Origin of the sequence: Orenia marismortui DSM 5156 (assembly GCF_000379025.1) — a bacterium.
GTDB classification, from domain to species: Bacteria; Bacillota; Halanaerobiia; order Halobacteroidales; family Halobacteroidaceae; genus Orenia; species Orenia marismortui.
Genome location: NZ_KB900623.1, coordinates 385,416 through 404,559, shown reverse-complemented (window position 1 = coordinate 404,559; position 19,144 = coordinate 385,416). Strand labels below are relative to the sequence as shown.

The window sequence follows — 19,144 nt, the reverse complement described above, 5'->3', positions numbered from 1 at the left end:
ATAGTAATATCCTCCTAAAATGAAAAAAGAGCCAATAAAATTATCGGCTCTTTACAAAATAATAGATTTTATCTTTTACCTTTTTCAAAAGGCTCACCTGCAGCTGCCGGAGGTGTAGCTCGACCAATCACACCGGCTAAAGCAATTACCGTAAAAATATATGGTATCATCTGTACAAATTCTGTAGGTACTCCAAAACCTTGTAATCTAATCTGAACAGCTTGGAAGAATCCAAACAATAAACTAGCACCTAAAACACCAAAAGGATACCATTTACCAAAAATAAGAGCTGCCAAGGCAATAAAACCACGACCAGCAGTCATCCCTTCCCTAAAACTATCTAATACACCTATAGATAGATGAGCTCCAGCAAGTCCTGCTAACATACCACTTAAAACTACACAGATATATCTGATTTTTTCTACATTAATACCAACAGAATCAGCTGCATGAGGATGCTCTCCAACAGCTCTAAACCTTAAACCAAAGGGTGTATAAAATAGAACATAATGAGATATCCCAACTATTAATAACCCCAAATAAACTGTTGGCTTAAAAGGACCCCAATAAGGTAATGCCGTCGCTGATGGTGATGTCCCCGAAGTATTAAATAAGATATTTAACAAAAATACAGTTCCACCAGCAGCAAGAAGATTCAAAGCCACCCCACTAACAACTTGATCTGCATGATATTTTATACTGACTACTGCATGAATTAAAGCAAAAACCCCACCAAATATAACTGCTCCTAATAAACCAAGCCAAGCACTTCCGGTAAAATAGCTAATAACAATCGCCATAAAAGCACCAGCCAACATCATTCCTTCTAATGCAATATTAACTACACCCGATCTTTCCGAAAACATTCCCCCAATAGCCGCTACCATTAGAGGAATAGCCATTCTCAAAGTTGAACTGAAGGTCTCTAAATTAAATATTTGTGATAAAATTTCCATTATTCACTCTTCCTCCCTTCAGGCTTCATAGCTAATATATTTCTAAATAACAGATCTGCAGCTACAAATAAAATAATAATCGCTTGTAAAATTGTAACTAAATCAACTGGAACTCCTGCTAACATATTCATATAGTCTTGTCCATTAGATAATGCACCAAACAACAATGCTGCTAATAAAACCCCAAAAGGATGATTTCTACCTAATAGTGCTACAGCAATACCAGTAAATCCATATTCAGCAGAAAAGCCATTTCTATAATTATGGAATAATCCCATAGCTCTTTCTGCTCCTCCTAAGCCAGCTAAAGCACCACTAATTAACATCGCTAGAATTATATTTCTGACAGAACTAATCCCTCCATATTCAGCTGCATCTGGACTAATTCCTACTGCTCTAATTTCATATCCTATGGTAGTCTTCCATAACAAATAATAAATACCTACTAACACTAGCACCCCAATAATAAAACCAATATTAAGATAGGAATGAATATCTAATATATTAGAAAATCTCCATAAATATGAACTAGGCTCTATATCAGGAGTCTGTATACTTCCTGGTTCTGCTAAAACTTTTAAACTAATGTAAGCAACTAAACTATAAGAAATATAATTAAACATAATAGTTGTAATTACTTCATGAACTCCTAATTTTGCCTTTAAAAATGCCGGTATAGCAACCCATAACGCACCAGCTAACATTGCAGCTAATAAAGTTATTGGAAGATGAATTATCATTGGAATCCCTTTTAAGGTACCAACCCAGGCAGCAGCTAAACCTCCTACTAATAACTGGCCTTCTCCTCCAATATTAAAAAGACCACATCTAAAAGCAAAGGATACTGCTAATCCCGTAAAGATAAGAGGAGTTGCTTCTAACAATGTGTCTGCTATACTATTTAGGCTACCAAAAGCACCTTGAATTAATGCCGAATAAGTAGCTACAGGGCTATAGCCCGATGCCAACACTATAATTGCTCCTATTATAAAAGAAGATAGTATAGCTAATAGCGGAATTGATATCTCCTTTACTAAATTTTTAAAATTTACCTCTTGTCCCATAGAAAATCCCTCCTTCTATTCTACAGATAAACTTCCACCTGCCATTAAAAGTCCTAATTTTTCTTCAGTTGCTTCTTCAGCATCTAATATATCAACTATCCGTCCTTCATACATAACTGCAATCCGATCGCTTAAAGATAGAATTTCAGACAATTCAGCTGAAATTAATAGAACACCTTTTCCTTTATCTCTCTCTTCTATAATTCTTTTATGAATAAATTCAATAGCTCCAATATCAACACCACGTGTTGGTTGAGAAGCAATCAAAAATTCTGGTCCCATATCAAATTCTCTAGCAATAATTATCTTTTGCTGATTCCCACCAGATAAAGAACGAGCTAATATATCTTTATCTCTAGGTCTAATATCATATTCTGGAATTAATCTTTCAGCATGCTCTTCTAATTTATTAAAATTAAAATTTATTCCTGTAGCAAAGGGAGATTGATAATGATAGCCTAAAATTAAGTTGTCCTCAATAGAGTAATCCAATACTAAGCCATGCTTGTGCCTATCTTCTGGCACATGAGCAACCTTTGCCTCTTTAATATCACGAGCTGATCTATTTAATAATTCTTGATCTTCCAATTTAAAACTACCAGAGTCTGCTTTTCTTAAGCCAGTTAATACCTCCACTAACTCTGTTTGTCCATTACCTTCTACACCAGCCACTCCTAAAATTTCTCCTTCTCTAATTTTAAAAGAAATATTATCTAAAGCCAACATCCCTCTAGAATTATGTACTTTTAAATCTTTTACTTCTACTTTAACTTCTCCAAAATTGGCTTTTTCTTTTTCTACTTTTAAGATAACCTCACGTCCAACCATCATCTCAGCTAATTGAGCTTCTGACGTATCTTCAGTTTTAACTGTTCCAATTGATTTCCCTTTTCTTAAGACAGTTATTCTATCAGATACAGCTAAAACCTCTTTTAACTTATGAGTAATAAAGATAATTGATTTTCCTTGTTCAGTCAAAGTATCCATAATTTTATATAAACCTTTAACTTCTTGAGGAGTTAACACAGCGGTAGGCTCATCTAAAATTAAAACTTCCGCTTCTCGATATAAAGCCTTTAAGATTTCTACTCTTTGTTGCATCCCAACTGGAATATCTTTTATTTTAGCATTAGGATCTACATCTAAACCATATTCTTTTGATAACCTATTAATTTTCTCAACTGCCTCAGAAAGATTTAAATTCACCTTTCCTTTAGTTGGTTCAGAACCTAATACTATATTTTCTGCTATAGTCAAAGTATGTACTAACATAAAATGTTGATGAACCATCCCTATTCCAACATCAATAGCATCATTTGGTCCATTTATATTAAGTTCTTGCCCTTTATAAAATATCTTTCCTTTTTCTGCTTTGTAAATCCCAAATAAAACACTCATTAATGTAGATTTACCTGCACCATTCTCTCCGACTAGAGCATGAATTTCTCCTTTTTTAAGATCCAAATTCACTTGATCATTAGCTAATACCCCGGGAAATTCCTTGGTTATATCTCTCATCTCTAAAATCGGTTCCATTATAATCCTCCTCTCATAATTAGAGTAGTTGCCAGATAATATCACCTAACAACTACTCTTAAGTTACCCTGTATTTGTTTATTTATTCTGGGTCAAATAGTTTGGTACTTCAATCTCACCAGATATAATTTTTTCTTTAATTGCTTCAATTTTATCTTTAATATCAGCTGGTATCTTATCCTTTAAAGCTTTAATCTTAGCTACATCATCAGCTGTAATATCTCCTGACTTTTCAGCAGCTTTAGCAGTAACACCTACTTCAGATAATGGAGTTAAAGCAACACCCTTTTCTTCTAACCCATAATCTTTAAGTCCAGTTTCAAAATTCCCTTCTTTTAATGCTTTTACTGTTGAATAAACTGCATTATCAACTTTCTTTAGCATACTTGTTAGAATATAACCAGGTTCATTCCAATCTTGATCAGAATCAACTCCAATTGCATAATGTCCAGTTGTAGCAGCAGCTTTAAATAATCCAATACCAGTACCACCAGCAGCATGATAAATAATATCTGCTCCAGCATTATACTGAGCTAATGCAATTTCTTTACCTCTTGCAGGATTATTAAACGCAGAAGGATCACTTCCAGTATAAGCAATTCTAGCCTCTACATTTGTTCCTTCTGTTTGATTTATATAATCAACACCAGAAGTATAACCTAATTCAAACTTATGAATTAATGGAGAATCCATTCCACCTATAAAACCAACTAATTGTTCTTTATTGATACCTTCAACCTCTTCATGTGTTGTTAACAGTGCTGCTAAAGCTCCAGCTAAGAAAGAACCTTCATGTTCTTTAAAAGTTAAAGAAACTACATTATCATTATCTACAACATCATCAATAATCGCAAATTTAGTATCAGGAAATTCTTTTGACACCTTATCTACAGCATCTTTTTGCATAAATCCTACACCAATAACTAAATCATAATTATTTTGAGCTAAGAATCTTAAACCTTTTTCTGCAGCTGCTACTTGTTTAGGCTCAATATATTTATAATCAGCAATAATCCCTTCCTCTTTAGCTCTATCTAGCCCGCGTAATGATGAATCATTAAAAGATTTATCTCCTTTACCTCCACTAGATAATACAATTCCTACTCTTAACTGAGAATCTTCTTTTCCTGCTGGTTGATTTGTGTCCTTCTTTTGAGCATCTTGCTGCCCTCCACCAGCACATCCAACTAATAAAGAAAGAGCTAGCAATAATGATACAATAATTAAATTCCTTTTTGACATTGAAATTACCCCCTTAAAATTTGATTTAACTACATTCATTTAATTTAAGAATAGTTTTAACTAAATTACTATCTTCTATTACGTAAAACATGGAATTCAAACTTATCACTTCTGAAATAATTTTTAGAATATAAGACTGGATTATCTCGATCATCATAATGCATCTGCTTTAATAATAAGATTGGATCTCCAACCTTTAATTCTAATTTCTCAGCTAAAAAATCATCAGCTATAACAGGAATAATATCTGCAACAGCATAAGTAATATATATATTAACTTCATTCTGTAGAAATTCAAATAATGAAGTTGTTATTCTATCTTTATTGAAATCTTTTGGTAATAGCTTAGAAGGCAAATAATCCTTACAATAAGCTACTGCTTCGCCATTAGCTGTTCTAGTTCTATGTAAAATAGTTAATTTTTCTTCAGGTGATAAATCAAATTCTTTTGCTAAATTAGATGCTTCTTTTTTTAATTCTAATTCTAGCTCAATTGTACCAGCTTTTAAACCCATAGACTCTATAGTCTTGGTAATACTATTTAATTCCTCAATACCACTCTTGAACAATGCTGCTTTTTCTGTAATAAAAGTACCTATCCCTTGTTGACGATTAACCTTACCCTCTTTTTCTAAAACTCTTAATGCTTCTCTTAAAGTAGCACGACTAACCCCAAAATTCTCTGATAACTTCGATTCTGAAGGAAGCCTATCTCCGGGCTTATAATCTCCTTGTTCTATCTTTTCGTCAATTTTCTCTTTAACTAGCATATATAATGGTCTAGAATCTTTTTTTATAATACTCATTTAACCACTCCCTAAAGATAAGGTTATATTAATATATTAAATCTACCTAGCAGACTATTGAGATCAGCAAAAATTCTCTAAAGCTATAAATAAAAAGCTCATAAGTATATGTAAATTAGACAGATGTCTAACAAACGACTATATTTTAACATTAATCCAGTATTAATTCAATCCAATTCAGCTAATTTTTCCCCAAAATCTTGTTTAAATCTTCTTCTTTTATTAAAACTTCTCTAGCTTTACTACCCCTATATTCTCCTACTATATTATCTTTTTCCATTCTGTCAATCATACGTGCTGCTCGATTGTAACCAATTCGTAATTTTCTTTGTAACATAGATATAGAAGCTCTATTTTTTACAACTAACTTGACTGCTTTCTCATATAATTCATCTTTTTCATCATCAAGTTCAATTTTAATATTCTTTTCTTTTATCTTAGCAATCTTTTCGGCATATTCTGGCTTCTTTTGCTCTTTAACAAAGGATACTACTTGTTGCAGCTCCCGATCAGAAATAAATGCTCCTTGTAATCTCTTAGGTTGATTAGAACCAACTGGAGAGAATAACATATCACCCTTACCTAATAGCTTTTCTGCTCCTCCTGTATCCAAAATAGTTCTAGAATCTGCCTGAGATGACAATGAGAAAGAAACTCTTGTAGGAATATTAGCTTTAATCAATCCTGTAATAACATCAACAGAAGGGCGCTGTGTAGCTAAAATCAGATGAATTCCTGCAGCACGAGCCTTTTGTGCTAAACGGCAGATAGCATCTTCTACTTCCTTAGCAGCAACCATCATTAAATCTGCTAACTCATCAATAATTACCACAACATAAGGCAACGGATCGCTTCCTTCTTCTTTTAGTTTGTTATTATAGCTATCGATTCCTCTTGCTCCAGTACCTGCAAACAACTCATATCTATTTTCCATTTCTTGAACAACCCAACGCAAAGCTGTTGCTGCTTTTTTAGAATCAGTAACCACTGGTGCTACTAAATGAGGTATTTTTTGATAAGCACTAAACTCTACCATCTTAGGATCGATTAATAAGAATTTAACTTCATCTGGAGTAGACTTGTACAGAATACTATTGATTACAGTATTAATAAAAACACTCTTTCCAGATCCTGTTGATCCTGCTACTAACATATGAGGCATATCTCCTAAATCAGCAACTACAGTTCTTCCACCTATGTCCTTTCCTAAAGCCATCGTCAACTTAGATTTTGCATTTTGAAATTCAGGTGATTCTAACATTTCACGTAATGTAACCACAGACTGTTGATCATTTGGAATTTCAATTCCTACTGCAGCTTTACCAGGAATAGGAGCTTGAATTCTTACATCAGGTGCTGCTAATGAAAGCGCAATATCATCTGCTAAATTAACAATCTTACTAACCTTTACTCCTGGAGCAGGTTGAATCTCATAGCTGGTAATTGTTGGACCATAATTAACATCACTTACCTCTGCTTGCACACCAAAACTATCTAAAGTATGCCTTAAAACATCTGCCTTATCAATGATTTCAATATCTCTGTCTTCTGCCTCATCTAACAAAGATAAAGGAGGTAATTGATATTCATCCAAATCCAAATGTGGCTGCATAACTTCCTTACTCTCAATTCTTTTATTAATTCTCTTTTTAGGGGAATCATCTTGCCCTATTACAATTTTATTTCTTGTAACTTTTTGCTCACTATTAACTGCAACTTCTTTAAAAGCAGAATTTATTGTATCATTTGAATTGTTCTTTTTACTTTTTTCTTTTTTATTTGAATTAATCATCTTCTTAACTGGCTGATTATATTTTCTCTGTTTACTTTTGTTACTCTTCTTGGTTGTGTTATTTTCTTCTTGTTTTGTACTCTTCTTCTTATTACTATTTCCTGATCTTTTAAATTTATCAATAAATAACCTCACCTTAGATTTCTTCTCATTATTATTCTTCTCTTTTGATATTATCTTCTTAGTGGATTTATTCTTATCTTTAGTAGAACTTTTAGCAAAAAGTCCTATGAACTTTTTAAAATTTTCTTTACACTTAAGAAAAACATTTACTAATAATACATCTAAAACCAATAATATTCCCACTAATGCAAAAGCCGATAAAAGAACATATGTACCATATTCAGCAAAACTCTTTCTTAATATGTATACAAATACTCCCCCTATTAATCCTCCACCTTTTCCTTCTAAAGCAAACTTTAATTCTAGAGGATGTTCGATTTTAAGATGAATAACTGCTAAGGTAACTAAAAAGATTATTATAAATCCTATCGTCCTAGGAGTAAAGCCTATCTTATTTTTACTTCTATAAATCATAGTTAATCCTAAAAAAGCCAAAATAGCAGGGATCCCATAAACTCCTTGACCAATAATATATCTAAATCCTTGATTCAATATATTACCTACAACCCCTACGTCATTAGACCAAAGGCTTAGAAGAATCAAAATAGCCATTACTATTAAAACAATACCACAAAATTCATATTTTCTTTTATTAAAAATCTCTTTTAAAGTTTCTTTCATCCTTTTTCACCTCTGAGTACTTAATTCTATTTTTACCTATCATTTTCCTGCTAAATATCTTTTATAATATTTCATACTCTAGATATAATCTCAGGTAAAAATAAAATTATAAAACGAATTCCATACTGTTCTCTAATAGAATCAAACACAACTATTAAATTTTTCTGAATATTATTCTTATAGCACAATCTTAGAATAATTCAAACAACATACTACAAAAATAAAATAATTATCAAACCTAAAAACCAGCAATAATATGCAAATACACTTAACTTCTCTTTATTTACTAGCTTTAATAATAATTTAATTGAAAAATACCCAGCTATAGCAGAAGCTACCGTACCCAAAACTAATTGTGTTATAGTGTTATTAGCTAAACCCACAGTCATTAAATCCTTGACCTGTAATAAAGTAGCCCCACCAATAACTGGTACAGATAATAAGAAAGAATACTTAGCCGCTAACTTTCTATCCAATCCTTTAAATAATCCCGCTACTATAGTCGAACCAGAACGAGAAATACCAGGTATAATAGCAAAAGCTTGAGCAAAACCTACGACCATTGAATCACTTAATTTCATATCTTTTAAATATCTTTTCTCATTTGTAATTCTATCTGACAGCCACAACAATAAACCTGTAACCAACAAAGTAAATCCTACAACCTTTACAGTATTAAATAATTGCTCAAATATATCTTCAAATAAAATACCAATTATACCCGCAGGTATTGAGCCTAAAATCACATAATAAGTTAACTTTCTATATTCCTCCTTCAAAGTAATCATCCCCAAAATATCATCCCAATAAACAACTACTACCGCTAATAAAGTACCAAAATGTAAAAAAACATCTAAAGTTAAGCCTTCATTAACATTTAAAAAATGTTGAAAAATAACTAAATGTCCTGAACTACTAACTGGTAAAAATTCTGTTATACCTTGTACTATTCCTAAAATAATTACTTTAATCAAATCCATTTTTCTCCTCCTTATAAATAAACCTTCACTTATATATAATTTTTTATTAACTTAATAAATACACCTCTAACCGGTAAGACTAGTACAGTATTGAAAATATTAAACACTGTATGAGCATTAGCAATCTGTCTAGCTAAATTATCACTAGTTAATGTAATAACATTTACAAACAAAGTTAGTATGGGAATAATGACTAAAACACCGAAACTATTAAATAAGATATGGGCCCAAGCTGCTCTTTTAGCAATCTTTGAACTTCCTAAGGAAGCTATAAATGCTGTAATGCAAGTCCCAATATTACTTCCTAAAGCTAAGGTTATTGCTAAATTTAAATTAATCATATTTGCCTTTGCTAAAACAACAATTATTCCTGTCAAAGCACTACTACTTTGGATAATAGCAGTAATTATTAGACCTAGCAAAATACCCAACATAGGTTTAAGACTCAGATATGATAATAGATTCAAAAAAACATCTAAGTCTTTAAAATCACTTATAATATTGCTTAGTATTTCTAATCCAACAAATAAAACAGCAAAACCTAATATTCCCCTTGCTATGTACATCAAGCTTTTCTTTCTACTAAAATAATATAACAAGTAAATTATTATTCCTAAAATTATCACTACCCATAAGTACTCTTCTAATCTAAAAGATATTAACTGTACTGTAATTGTTGTTCCAATATTAGCACCCATAATTACTCCAAAAGCTTGTTCAAGAGATAGTAAATTAGCATTAACTAAGCTAATAATAATTACTGTAGTAGCACTGCTGCTTTGAATAACCATAGTAACTATCATACCAGTTATAATACTTATAAAAATATTATTAGTTAGCGATTTTAATAAATATTCTAATCTTTTACCCGATGCTTTATAAAAACTATCTTTAACACTTTCCATTCCTAACAAAAATAAAATTAGTCCTAAAATAAGCTTTCCGATAAGGATAAATATCATTTAATACATTCTCCTCTCTGTATCACTCCTTTCTAAATTAATATACACTCTAGTCCTATATTATAACATATATTTTATTCCAACAACAATAAATAGAACTTGTTTTTCAATTACTAACTTAGCCTACTTAATAATACTTTATTGAATAATTACAATATAATCATATAAGTATTAAAAAGAACTTCTATTACAATAATATAATAAAAGCTTGTCCAAGATATCTTGGACAAGCTTTTATTATATTATAAAAAGACTGGTTTAAATTCAATCTTTGTCCCTGGTTGATATTGTTGGTTAAGATAATCATTAGGGTCAGAACTAATAACTCTAATTATTTCCCCAGAGTTAGCAGAATCTATCTTAACCTCCATTGTTACTCCATCATAGTTTAATTCCATTCTTTCTTCTATTTCAAAATCTTCATCTGGCCATAGGCCATCTACAAATATTGAATAATGCATTAATCATCACCTTCTAAAGCCTCAATAACACTCTGACGTGCCTTTAATACTTCATTTTCAGAACTACAATCACAACTGCCTTCTTCAAGCTCTTGTGCAGTACATTCACAATCTTTTTCCGCTTTAGGGTTATCAACATCTATTAAGCTACGTAACTTCTTCATAGCATGCCCTAAGCCACCAACTTCATTAATCACTCCTTCTTTAACTGCTTGTTCTCCAACCAAAACTGTACCAACATCCCTTACCAACTCTCCTGTTTCAAACATTAACTTTTTGAATCTATCTTCACTAATTTTAGAACTATTAGATACAAATCTAATTATCCTTTCTTGCATTTTATCAAGATAATCATAAGTTTGAGGTACTCCTATTACCATTCCTGTTAACCTAATTGGATGAACAATCATTGTAGCAGTTTCAGCTATAAACGAATAATCAGCTGCAGTAGCAATTGGTACACCAATACTATGCCCACCACCTAAAACTAAAGATACTACAGGTTTTGATAAGCTGCTTAGCATCTCTGAAATTGCTAATCCAGCCTCGATATCTCCACCCACTGTATTAAGAATAACTAATAACCCTTTAATCTTTTCATTCTGTTCAATAGCAACTAATTGAGGAATTAAATGTTCATATTTAGTTGTTTTATTCTTAGGAGATAAGACAGCATGTCCTTCAATTTGTCCAACAATTGTTAAAGTATGGATATCACTTTCAACCTTTGGTGGAAGATTATTTTGCCCTAGTTGCTTTAAGCTTTGTAATTGATTTTTTATTGTTGCTGCTTTATTAGGTTTAGCCTTTTTTGGATTTTTGGGGTTTATTCTTGGAACTCCTCCAGGATTAGGAATATTCTGATCTTTTACTATTAATTTACCCAAACTCTATCACCCTCCCTATTATATAGATGTTTCAAATTTAAATTTAGGATTTTTTAAAATCCTATTATTTCTTATTATTTAGTATGATTAAATTTATGCTTTATATTCTTTTTTATTATTTTAAAAAATGGTAGTCTTATTTTAAAAACTTATAATTTATATGTTTTTTAGTTTTTTAATTCTAAGTTCTATAGATTTAAAATATATCCATAAAAATTTAACAAGAAATATTTTTTATTAATTTTAATTGGATTTATTTTTTGAAAACCAACTTTCTCATTTTTTAAACTTTAATTAAATCTATATATCAAGGGATTTTTATTTGAAATACAAAAAATGAAAAAAGTAGTTAGCTAAAAAGCTAACTACTTTTTTATTTATACTTCCATTATAATCGGTAAAATCATCGGTCTTCTCTTAATTCTATTATATAAGAAACTATCTAAAGCGCTTCTTATCTTAGATTTCAAAGTAGACCATTCCGTAACATTATTATCTTCACATTCTGAAAGAGCCTTTTCTACTTGTTTAGTAGCATCATTAATCAACTCTCCAGACTCTCTAATATAAACAAATCCACGGGAAATAATATCAGGACCAGCTAATACTTTACCTTCTTTATTAATTGTAACAACTACCATTAAAATACCATTTTCAGAAAGTAATCTTCTATCTCTTAAAACAACACTTCCTACATCTCCAATACCTAAACCATCTATTAATACTCTTCCAGCTTGAACACTACCATTTATATAACCGCTATCTTGGCTTAAAGTAACTCTATCTCCTAAGTCTGGAATAAATATATTTTCCTTTGGAATTCCTACACTCTGTGCCAATTTAGCATGTAAATGTAAATGACGATATTCTCCATGAACTGGGAAGAAGTATTTTGGTCGAGTTAGATTCAACATTAATTTAAGCTCTTCCTGGCTTGCATGACCAGAAACATGAACTCCAGATAATGCTTCATAAATCACATTAGCCCCACGTTTAAATAATTGATTAATTGTTCTCCCTACAGCTTTAGCATTTCCCGGAATAGCTGTGGCAGATACAACAATTGTATCACCTTTCTCAACACTAATTTGGTGATGATCTCCCCTTGCCATTCTAGTTAAAGCAGCCATTCTTTCTCCTTGACTACCTGTCATTAATAAAACAACTTTGTGGTCAGGTAATCTATTTATATCCTTAAGATCTATTAAAAGACCTTCTGGAATATTTAAATACCCTAATTCTAGAGCTATATGGACATTATTAATCATACTACGACCACTTAAAGCTACTTTACGATCATATTTGACTGCAGCATCAAAAACTTGTTGAATCCGATGAATATTAGAAGCAAAACTAGCAATAAATATCTTCTGGGTTGCCTCAACAAAACTATCCTCGATAGTCTTACCAACCTCTCGTTCTGACATAGTAAATCCTTCACGCTCTACATTGGTACTATCAGAAAATAATGCTAGTACTCCTTCATCTCCTAATTCAGCTAATTTGTGTATATCTGCCATCTTACCATCAATTGGGGTCTGGTCAAATTTAAAATCACTAGCATAAACTAGAGGACCTGCTGGAGTATGGATAGCCAAAGCACATGAATCAGCAATACTGTGATTTACTCTTATAAATTCCACTTTAAAAGATCCAATCTCTACTGAATGGCCCGGATATACATGCCTTAAATAAGTATCAGCTAACATATTATGTGACTTAAGCTTTCCACTTAACAATCCTAAAGTTAACTTGGTTCCATACACAGGTGCATCTATATCTTTTAATACATAAGGCAATGCTCCTATGTGGTCTTCATGACCATGAGTAAGTACAATTCCTTTTATTCTTTCCTTATTCTTAACCAAGTATGAGATATCTGGAATAACTAAATCCACCCCATATAACTCATCCTCAGGAAACTTAACCCCGGCATCTACTATTAGGATCTCATTGTTTGCTTCTACTACCATCATATTTTTACCGATTTCCCCTAGACCCCCTAAAGGAATAACTGTAACTTCTCCTATTCTATTGTTTGACATTTATTTAACAAACACCTCCACGATATTAACTTAATTATTTATAGTATTCTATTATAATATTCTAAATTTTTTCTTATCCCGCGCTTTATATTTTATAGATAAGCGAATTGCATTAATAATTTTTAATGTAGTTATTAAAATTCCCTTATATCAGTAAATTTCATATATAATTAATCTAAAACATATATTAAACTCAATAAAATTAACCTATTATAGAAAAATATTCTGCATAAAACATGAAATAAACTGTAATTAACGCTAGTCCTTATTCTCTTTATTTTTTATTTAAGAAGATATTATAATGTCCCGTACTAATTACTCTATTTTCTATTATAAATTATTTTGGACATAAATACAAGTAAAGTTTAGTTTTTTAAATAAATTGAGAATTGCAATATAAAATGCACGTTTTTTTGTGAAACACTTATACCCCATATAATATAAACTTTTAAGCTACTTTTAATTTATTTTCAAAAACTTCATTCGAAGTTTTAAAATCAAACATCTTTCTTGGGTAGTTATTCATCCATTGTTGAATATTTTTAACCTCACTCGTACTAATATCTTTAAAACTGCTTCCTTTTGGCAAAAACCTTCTAATCATCTTATTTAAATTTTCATTACTACCTCTTTGCCAAGAACAATAGGCATCAGCATAGTAATGATTAGTTCTTGGTATATTACTTCCTGTAAATGAAGTCTCTATTCCTTCATAATCATAAAATTCCCGCCCGTTGTCTGTTGTTATCGTCTTAAATAACTCTCTAAACCTTCTTACACCTATTCTTCTTTCAATTCGATCTAATCCATTTATAACTGCTTCTTGAGTCTTATTAGATATTTTTTCTATTATCTCTTTTCGACTATATCTTTCTGTTAAAACTAGTAAGAATGGCTCTCCTTTTCCTTTTTTACCTTCTACTAAGTCCATTTCCCAATGACCTAACTCTGTTCTTTTATTAGCTTCCTCAGGTCTATCTGATATCCTTCTGCCATCTTTTCTCCTCTTAGTTGATTCCTTTTCTTGTCTTTTAGTACCTTTAGATTTTTTATAATTACCATAGACTAACTCATCTCTATTTACCATCAAGATACCTTTGTCTATATAATTGTATATTGTTTTCCAATGTAGCTTAATTTCAAATCTTTCATCTTCCTGTATTTGATTAGCAATTACTTCTGGAGACCATTTATCTTGTTTTATTTTTCTTTCTATAAATCTTGCTAACTCATGTTCCTTAGCTATTTTTATCTTAGTTCCTTTAGCTGTAGCATTTTTATCATAGACTTTTTGCGCTATTTCAGCATCATATTCTATTCTTGTCGTATAATCAGAATTTAATAATTTTAATTCACCTTTCTTAAGCTCTCTACTTATTGTTGTTCTATGTTTTCCTAACTCTTTTGCGATCTCCTTATCTTTCTTACCTTGAATATTATATAAATGCTCTATTATTTTCCTATCTTCCAAAGTTAGGTGTTTTCCTTTTTTACTTTTTCTGTTATAATTATTTTGACACATATTTTAATACCTCACTTTATGTTATTTGTGGTTATTTAACATTATATATGAGGTATTTCTATGTGTCACTTTTTATTTTTTGATCTACCTGTGCATTTAATTATACAATGCTTCTTTATTTATTTCTTAATAGTTCTTAATAATTTTTATAATTTTTTCTAAACTTAATCAAAAAAGCCATAACTATCCAAAGTATCTTTTAATTTAGCCTCAAGCTTTGAATCAAGATTTACTAACGGTGGTCTCAATCCACCAACATTCTTACCTAATAAATTCAAGGAAGCCTTAATAGGTATTGGATTAGTAGTAATAAACATTGTATTAAACAATTGATTAAGCTTAGCATTTGTTTTAGCAGCAGATTGAAGTTTACCAGCCTTAAAATCACCGATCATAGTTTTTATTTGATTACCAACCAAATGAGAAGCAACACTAATTACTCCTTCTCCACCAATAGATAATATCGGCAAAGTTAAACTATCATCACCACTGTAGATCTTAAAACTATCATCAGTTAAACTTCTAATCTTAATTGCTTGATCAATATCTCCACTTGCTTCTTTGACTGCAACTATATTCTCTATTTCTGCCAATTTCGCTATAGTTTCTGCTTCTATATTTCTACTAGTACGACCAGGTACATTATAAAGCATCACAGGTAAATCAATTTCTTTAGCAATTAATTTAAAATGATTATATAACCCAGCTTGTGGAGGCTTATTGTAATATGGAGTTACAAGCATAACACCATCTACTCCAATTTCCTCCGCCTTCTTACTAAACTCAATACTCTTTTGAGTAGAATAAGAGCCAGTTCCAGCAATTATAGTAGCTTTATCACCAATAGTTTCTACTATTAATTTTAATAATCTCTCTTTTTCTTCTATAGTTAAGGTAGGTACTTCACCAGTAGTACCTAAAATCACCAAACCATCAGAACCATTACTAACTAAATATTCAGCCAATTTTAGAGCCTGATCATAATCTACCGTTAGATCTTCTTTAAAGGGTGTAACCATTGCAGTTAATACTTCACCAAAGCTCATATAAACACCTCCAACTTCTAATCACCTAATCCAAAATAATCATGTAAAGCACATAATCCACTCTCTTCATCCTCATCCCTAATTAAACAAGAAATAGTTGTATGTGAATCTGTAGTTTGATAAATAGAAATACCTGCTTCTGTTAATGCTTCTACAACTTTAGCCATAATACCAGGAACTCCTGTCATTCCTGCTCCAACAACAGATATTTTTACAAAATCATTGAAGACTTCATACTGGTAATTACTTTCATTTAATAGACCACAAGCTTTCTCTACTGTGTCCTTATTAATCATAAAGGTAATAACTTCAGGTCTAACATTAATAAAATCTACACTAATATTTCCTTCAGCTAAAATTCGAAAGCAACCTAATACACTAGTACTTTCTAAAAGTGTAGATGGTCCTTCATGATCTTTAGGAAAAACTTTAACAAATGATAAATTGGATCTACTTGTCACTCCACTTACTGGTCTATCTCCTTTTATCTCTACCTCTTCCTGCTTAAAAACATCAGAAATCACTGTACCCTGAGCATCACTAAAGGTTGATCTCACAATTACTGGCACCCTTTCTCTCATAGCTATTTCTGCAGCCCTTGGGTGAATAACTCTAGCACCTTGATAAGCCAATTCACAGACTTCATTATAAGTAACATGTTTTAGAGTTTTAGCATTTGGTACTATTCTTGGATCTGCTGTCATTACACCTTCAACATCAGTATAAATTTCCACCATTTCTGCATGTAAAGCAGCTCCTAGTGCACAAGCAGTAGTATCTGATCCACCTCTACCTAAAGTAGTGATTTCTCCATTTTCTGAAACCCCTTGAAATCCTGCTATAATAGGAATTTGATTAGAATCTAATATATCTAATATGCGCCGTGCATTAATTTCCTTAATTCTAGTGTCTCCAAAATTTTCATCAGTTATAATGCCAGCTTGAGCACCAGTTAAAGGCTCAGCCTCATAACCTCTAGCTCTCAAAGCTTGAGCAATAATTACAGTAGAGATAATCTCTCCACAAGACATCAATAAATCCTTTGCTCTAGGTTCTATTGTATCATAAACACCTTGAGCAAAATTAATTAAAGTATCTGTAGCATAAGGTGCTCCTTCTCTTCCAATTGCAGATACTACGATAACAGGTTTATAGCCCTGATTTATAGCATTTATAATCTTATCAATTACTTGCTCTCTTCTTTCATCAGTTGCTACAGATGAACCTCCAAATTTCTGAACTACTATATTAGGCATTCACTCACCCCACTTTATCCTTCAATCAGCCTCTCAGCAATTTGAATTGTATTTAAAGCGGCTCCTTTTCTTAAGTTATTAGCAACAATCCATAGATTTAAGCCTTTTTCAATTGTATTGTCTTCTCTGATTCTACCGACCAATACATCATCAGTACTTTCAGTATCTATTTGCATTGGATAAGCTAACTCTTCTGGTTTATCTACTACTCTTACTCCAGGAGCATTATCTAACAATTCTTTAGCCTCTGAGACAGTTAATTTTTCTTTTGTTTCTATATTAACAGCTTCAGCATGACCATAAACAACCGGCACTCTAGCAGCTGTAGCCGTTACCTTAATACTATCATCACCCATAATTTTTTGAGTTTCGTTAACCATTTTCATTTCCTCTTTAGTATAGCCATCATCAAAGAAAATATCAATATGTGGCAATACATTAAAAGCAATTTGATAAGGATATACATTAGATTCAGCTTTTTCACTAGCTAAAATAGCTTTCGCCTGCTCTCTTAATTCATCTATAGCAGCTTTCCCAGTTCCAGATACAGCCTGATATGTGGATACTACAATTCTATCAATTCCAACTTTATCATAAATAGGCTTTAAAGCTGCTACCATTTGAATTGTAGAACAGTTAGGATTAGCAATAATTCCTTTATGCTTAAAAATATCCTCTGGATTTACCTCAGGTACTACTAAAGGAGCCTCAGGATCCATTCTCCAGGCACTACTATTATCAACAACAACAGCTCCTCTTTTTGCTGCTTCAGGAGCAAATTTCTTACTAACTCCACCTCCTGCACTAAATAATGCAATATCTACACCTTCAAAAGATTCTGGAGTAGTTGCTTCCACAACATACTCTTCACCTTTACAAGTTAACTTTTTACCTTCAGATCTTTCACTTGCTAAAAGCTTTAAATTATCAAAAGGAAAATCTCTTTCTTCTAAAATTTTCAACATCTCTCTACCTACTGCTCCAGTTGCACCTACTACCGCTACATTATACTTCTTCATACTCAATACCTCCCAAATTATTTTAGTTTAGAATTTATAATTGACAATTTAGAATTAAAACCAAGCAATAAAATACATTTAAATTTATAAAATTAACAGCAATACTTTCAATTATTCACCTATAAGTCTTTGGCTAATTTTCTTATTATTAACTAATATTTTTGATAATTAATAATTCTCCATTGTTCTTATATTCCTTTGTATTCGATATAAACCGGCTTTAATTGTCTCCCTTCTACTCCATACTCAATAGTTTCTAAAAGCAAATCTGTCCTTACTAATAAAGAACCAATAGTATTATTTTGTCCAAATGGAAGCAAATAAATATTCTTACTATTTAATAAAGTTCCTATATCTTTAGAGTTATCCTCTAATTTATTATCATTTTTAATAGCTAAAACTACTGGACACTGATTTACTAACTGATTCTTTACCATAGTTGAAACTAAATCATCAACTATGTTATTAGCAACTTTAAATATTATATTTTCATTACAAGAAGCTACCACTATCATATCAAAGCTATCTTGTAATGATAATTCTTCAGGGTTAACTATTAACCTTTCTCCATCTACTATCGAAAGTAAACTTTTATTAGCTATTCTTTCAATTTTAGTATCTTTATCCTGAAGCAATTCAGATATAATCAGATAAACTTTTGCATCTAATTCTATTAAGCTTTTTATAGTATCAATCAATTCATCTCTTATATCCTCATCATCTCCAGTTAAAACAAAAGCAATCCTCTTACCTTCAACCCCCACAGACAAGCACCTCCATAAAATTCTCTATTATAGAGAGTCTTAACTCCCCCCACTATTCTCTA

General features: G+C 31.4%; 16 protein-coding genes. All 16 read right to left on the bottom strand.

Annotated elements, in window-relative coordinates:
* Positions 1-68: 68 nt before the first annotated feature.
* Complete coding sequence (locus tag OREMA_RS0115655) at positions 69-956, bottom strand: ABC transporter permease (protein ID WP_018250196.1); 888 nt, start codon at positions 954-956, stop codon at positions 69-71.
* On the bottom strand, positions 956-2,020 hold the full coding sequence (locus OREMA_RS0115650; protein WP_018250195.1) for an ABC transporter permease: 1,065 nt from the start codon (positions 2,018-2,020) through the stop codon (positions 956-958). Before OREMA_RS0115650 ends, OREMA_RS0115655 begins: the two co-directional genes overlap by 1 nt.
* A 15-nt stretch (positions 2,021-2,035) precedes the next feature.
* Positions 2,036-3,556, bottom strand: a complete 1,521-nt coding sequence (locus OREMA_RS0115645) for an ABC transporter ATP-binding protein (RefSeq protein WP_018250194.1) — start codon at positions 3,554-3,556, stop codon at positions 2,036-2,038.
* A gap of 78 nt (positions 3,557-3,634) precedes the next feature.
* Complete coding sequence (locus tag OREMA_RS0115640; protein WP_018250193.1) at positions 3,635-4,798, bottom strand: BMP family lipoprotein; 1,164 nt, start codon at positions 4,796-4,798, stop codon at positions 3,635-3,637.
* Between the two features lie 68 nt (positions 4,799-4,866).
* Positions 4,867-5,604, bottom strand: a complete 738-nt coding sequence (locus OREMA_RS0115635; RefSeq protein ID WP_018250192.1) for a GntR family transcriptional regulator — start codon at positions 5,602-5,604, stop codon at positions 4,867-4,869.
* A gap of 181 nt (positions 5,605-5,785) precedes the next feature.
* Positions 5,786-8,140: an FtsK/SpoIIIE family DNA translocase gene (locus OREMA_RS0115630; protein WP_018250191.1), complete on the bottom strand. Its 2,355-nt coding sequence runs from the start codon at positions 8,138-8,140 to the stop codon at positions 5,786-5,788.
* A 212-nt stretch (positions 8,141-8,352) separates the two neighbouring features.
* Positions 8,353-9,120, bottom strand: coding sequence for an undecaprenyl-diphosphatase UppP (gene uppP, locus OREMA_RS0115625; protein WP_018250190.1), 768 nt, complete (start codon positions 9,118-9,120; stop codon positions 8,353-8,355).
* A gap of 29 nt (positions 9,121-9,149) precedes the next feature.
* On the bottom strand, positions 9,150-10,082 hold the full coding sequence (locus tag OREMA_RS0115620; RefSeq protein WP_018250189.1) for a Na/Pi cotransporter family protein: 933 nt from the start codon (positions 10,080-10,082) through the stop codon (positions 9,150-9,152).
* A 242-nt stretch (positions 10,083-10,324) separates the two neighbouring features.
* Positions 10,325-10,543 carry a YlzJ-like family protein gene (locus tag OREMA_RS17965; protein ID WP_018250188.1) on the bottom strand — a complete coding sequence of 73 codons (219 nt, stop codon included), beginning with the start codon at positions 10,541-10,543 and terminating at the stop codon, positions 10,325-10,327.
* Entirely contained in the window at positions 10,543-11,430 is an 888-nt protein-coding gene (locus tag OREMA_RS17960) for a ClpP family protease (RefSeq protein ID WP_018250187.1), read from the bottom strand. Before OREMA_RS17960 ends, OREMA_RS17965 begins: the two co-directional genes overlap by 1 nt.
* Positions 11,431-11,807: 377 nt before the next feature.
* Positions 11,808-13,475: a ribonuclease J gene (locus OREMA_RS0115605; protein WP_018250186.1), complete on the bottom strand. Its 1,668-nt coding sequence runs from the start codon at positions 13,473-13,475 to the stop codon at positions 11,808-11,810.
* A 448-nt stretch (positions 13,476-13,923) separates the two neighbouring features.
* Positions 13,924-14,997 carry an IS30 family transposase gene (locus OREMA_RS0115600; protein WP_018248668.1) on the bottom strand — a complete coding sequence of 358 codons (1,074 nt, stop codon included), beginning with the start codon at positions 14,995-14,997 and terminating at the stop codon, positions 13,924-13,926.
* A gap of 164 nt (positions 14,998-15,161) precedes the next feature.
* A complete protein-coding gene (gene dapA / locus OREMA_RS0115595) occupies positions 15,162-16,043 on the bottom strand; it encodes a 4-hydroxy-tetrahydrodipicolinate synthase (RefSeq protein ID WP_018250185.1) in 882 nt (293 codons plus the stop codon).
* A 17-nt stretch (positions 16,044-16,060) separates the two neighbouring features.
* A complete protein-coding gene (dapG, locus tag OREMA_RS0115590; RefSeq protein ID WP_018250184.1) occupies positions 16,061-17,299 on the bottom strand; it encodes an aspartate kinase in 1,239 nt (412 codons plus the stop codon).
* A gap of 14 nt (positions 17,300-17,313) precedes the next feature.
* Positions 17,314-18,318, bottom strand: a complete 1,005-nt coding sequence (locus OREMA_RS0115585; RefSeq protein WP_018250183.1) for an aspartate-semialdehyde dehydrogenase — start codon at positions 18,316-18,318, stop codon at positions 17,314-17,316.
* A gap of 188 nt (positions 18,319-18,506) precedes the next feature.
* Positions 18,507-19,082: a flavoprotein gene (locus OREMA_RS0115580; protein WP_018250182.1), complete on the bottom strand. Its 576-nt coding sequence runs from the start codon at positions 19,080-19,082 to the stop codon at positions 18,507-18,509.
* Positions 19,083-19,144: the final 62 nt, after the last annotated feature.

Excerpts from the sequence above, each read along its gene's own strand:
- OREMA_RS0115655 (WP_018250196.1), bottom strand. The coding sequence starts at position 956 with ATGGAAATTTTATCACAAATATTTAATTTAGAGACCTTCAGTTCAACT.
- OREMA_RS0115640 (WP_018250193.1), bottom strand. The coding sequence starts at position 4,798 with ATGTCAAAAAGGAATTTAATTATTGTATCATTATTGCTAGCTCTTTCT.
- OREMA_RS0115605 (WP_018250186.1), bottom strand. The coding sequence starts at position 13,475 with ATGTCAAACAATAGAATAGGAGAAGTTACAGTTATTCCTTTAGGGGGT.
- OREMA_RS17965 (WP_018250188.1), bottom strand. The coding sequence starts at position 10,543 with ATGCATTATTCAATATTTGTAGATGGCCTATGGCCAGATGAAGATTTT.
- OREMA_RS0115585 (WP_018250183.1), bottom strand. The coding sequence starts at position 18,318 with ATGAAGAAGTATAATGTAGCGGTAGTAGGTGCAACTGGAGCAGTAGGT.
- dapG (WP_018250184.1), bottom strand. The coding sequence starts at position 17,299 with ATGCCTAATATAGTAGTTCAGAAATTTGGAGGTTCATCTGTAGCAACT.
- dapA (WP_018250185.1), bottom strand. The coding sequence starts at position 16,043 with ATGAGCTTTGGTGAAGTATTAACTGCAATGGTTACACCCTTTAAAGAA.
- OREMA_RS0115620 (WP_018250189.1), bottom strand. The coding sequence starts at position 10,082 with ATGATATTTATCCTTATCGGAAAGCTTATTTTAGGACTAATTTTATTT.
- OREMA_RS0115630 (WP_018250191.1), bottom strand. The coding sequence starts at position 8,140 with ATGAAAGAAACTTTAAAAGAGATTTTTAATAAAAGAAAATATGAATTT.
- OREMA_RS0115650 (WP_018250195.1), bottom strand. The coding sequence starts at position 2,020 with ATGGGACAAGAGGTAAATTTTAAAAATTTAGTAAAGGAGATATCAATT.
- OREMA_RS0115645 (WP_018250194.1), bottom strand. The coding sequence starts at position 3,556 with ATGGAACCGATTTTAGAGATGAGAGATATAACCAAGGAATTTCCCGGG.
- OREMA_RS0115600 (WP_018248668.1), bottom strand. The coding sequence starts at position 14,997 with ATGTGTCAAAATAATTATAACAGAAAAAGTAAAAAAGGAAAACACCTA.
- OREMA_RS0115635 (WP_018250192.1), bottom strand. The coding sequence starts at position 5,604 with ATGAGTATTATAAAAAAAGATTCTAGACCATTATATATGCTAGTTAAA.
- uppP (WP_018250190.1), bottom strand. The coding sequence starts at position 9,120 with ATGGATTTGATTAAAGTAATTATTTTAGGAATAGTACAAGGTATAACA.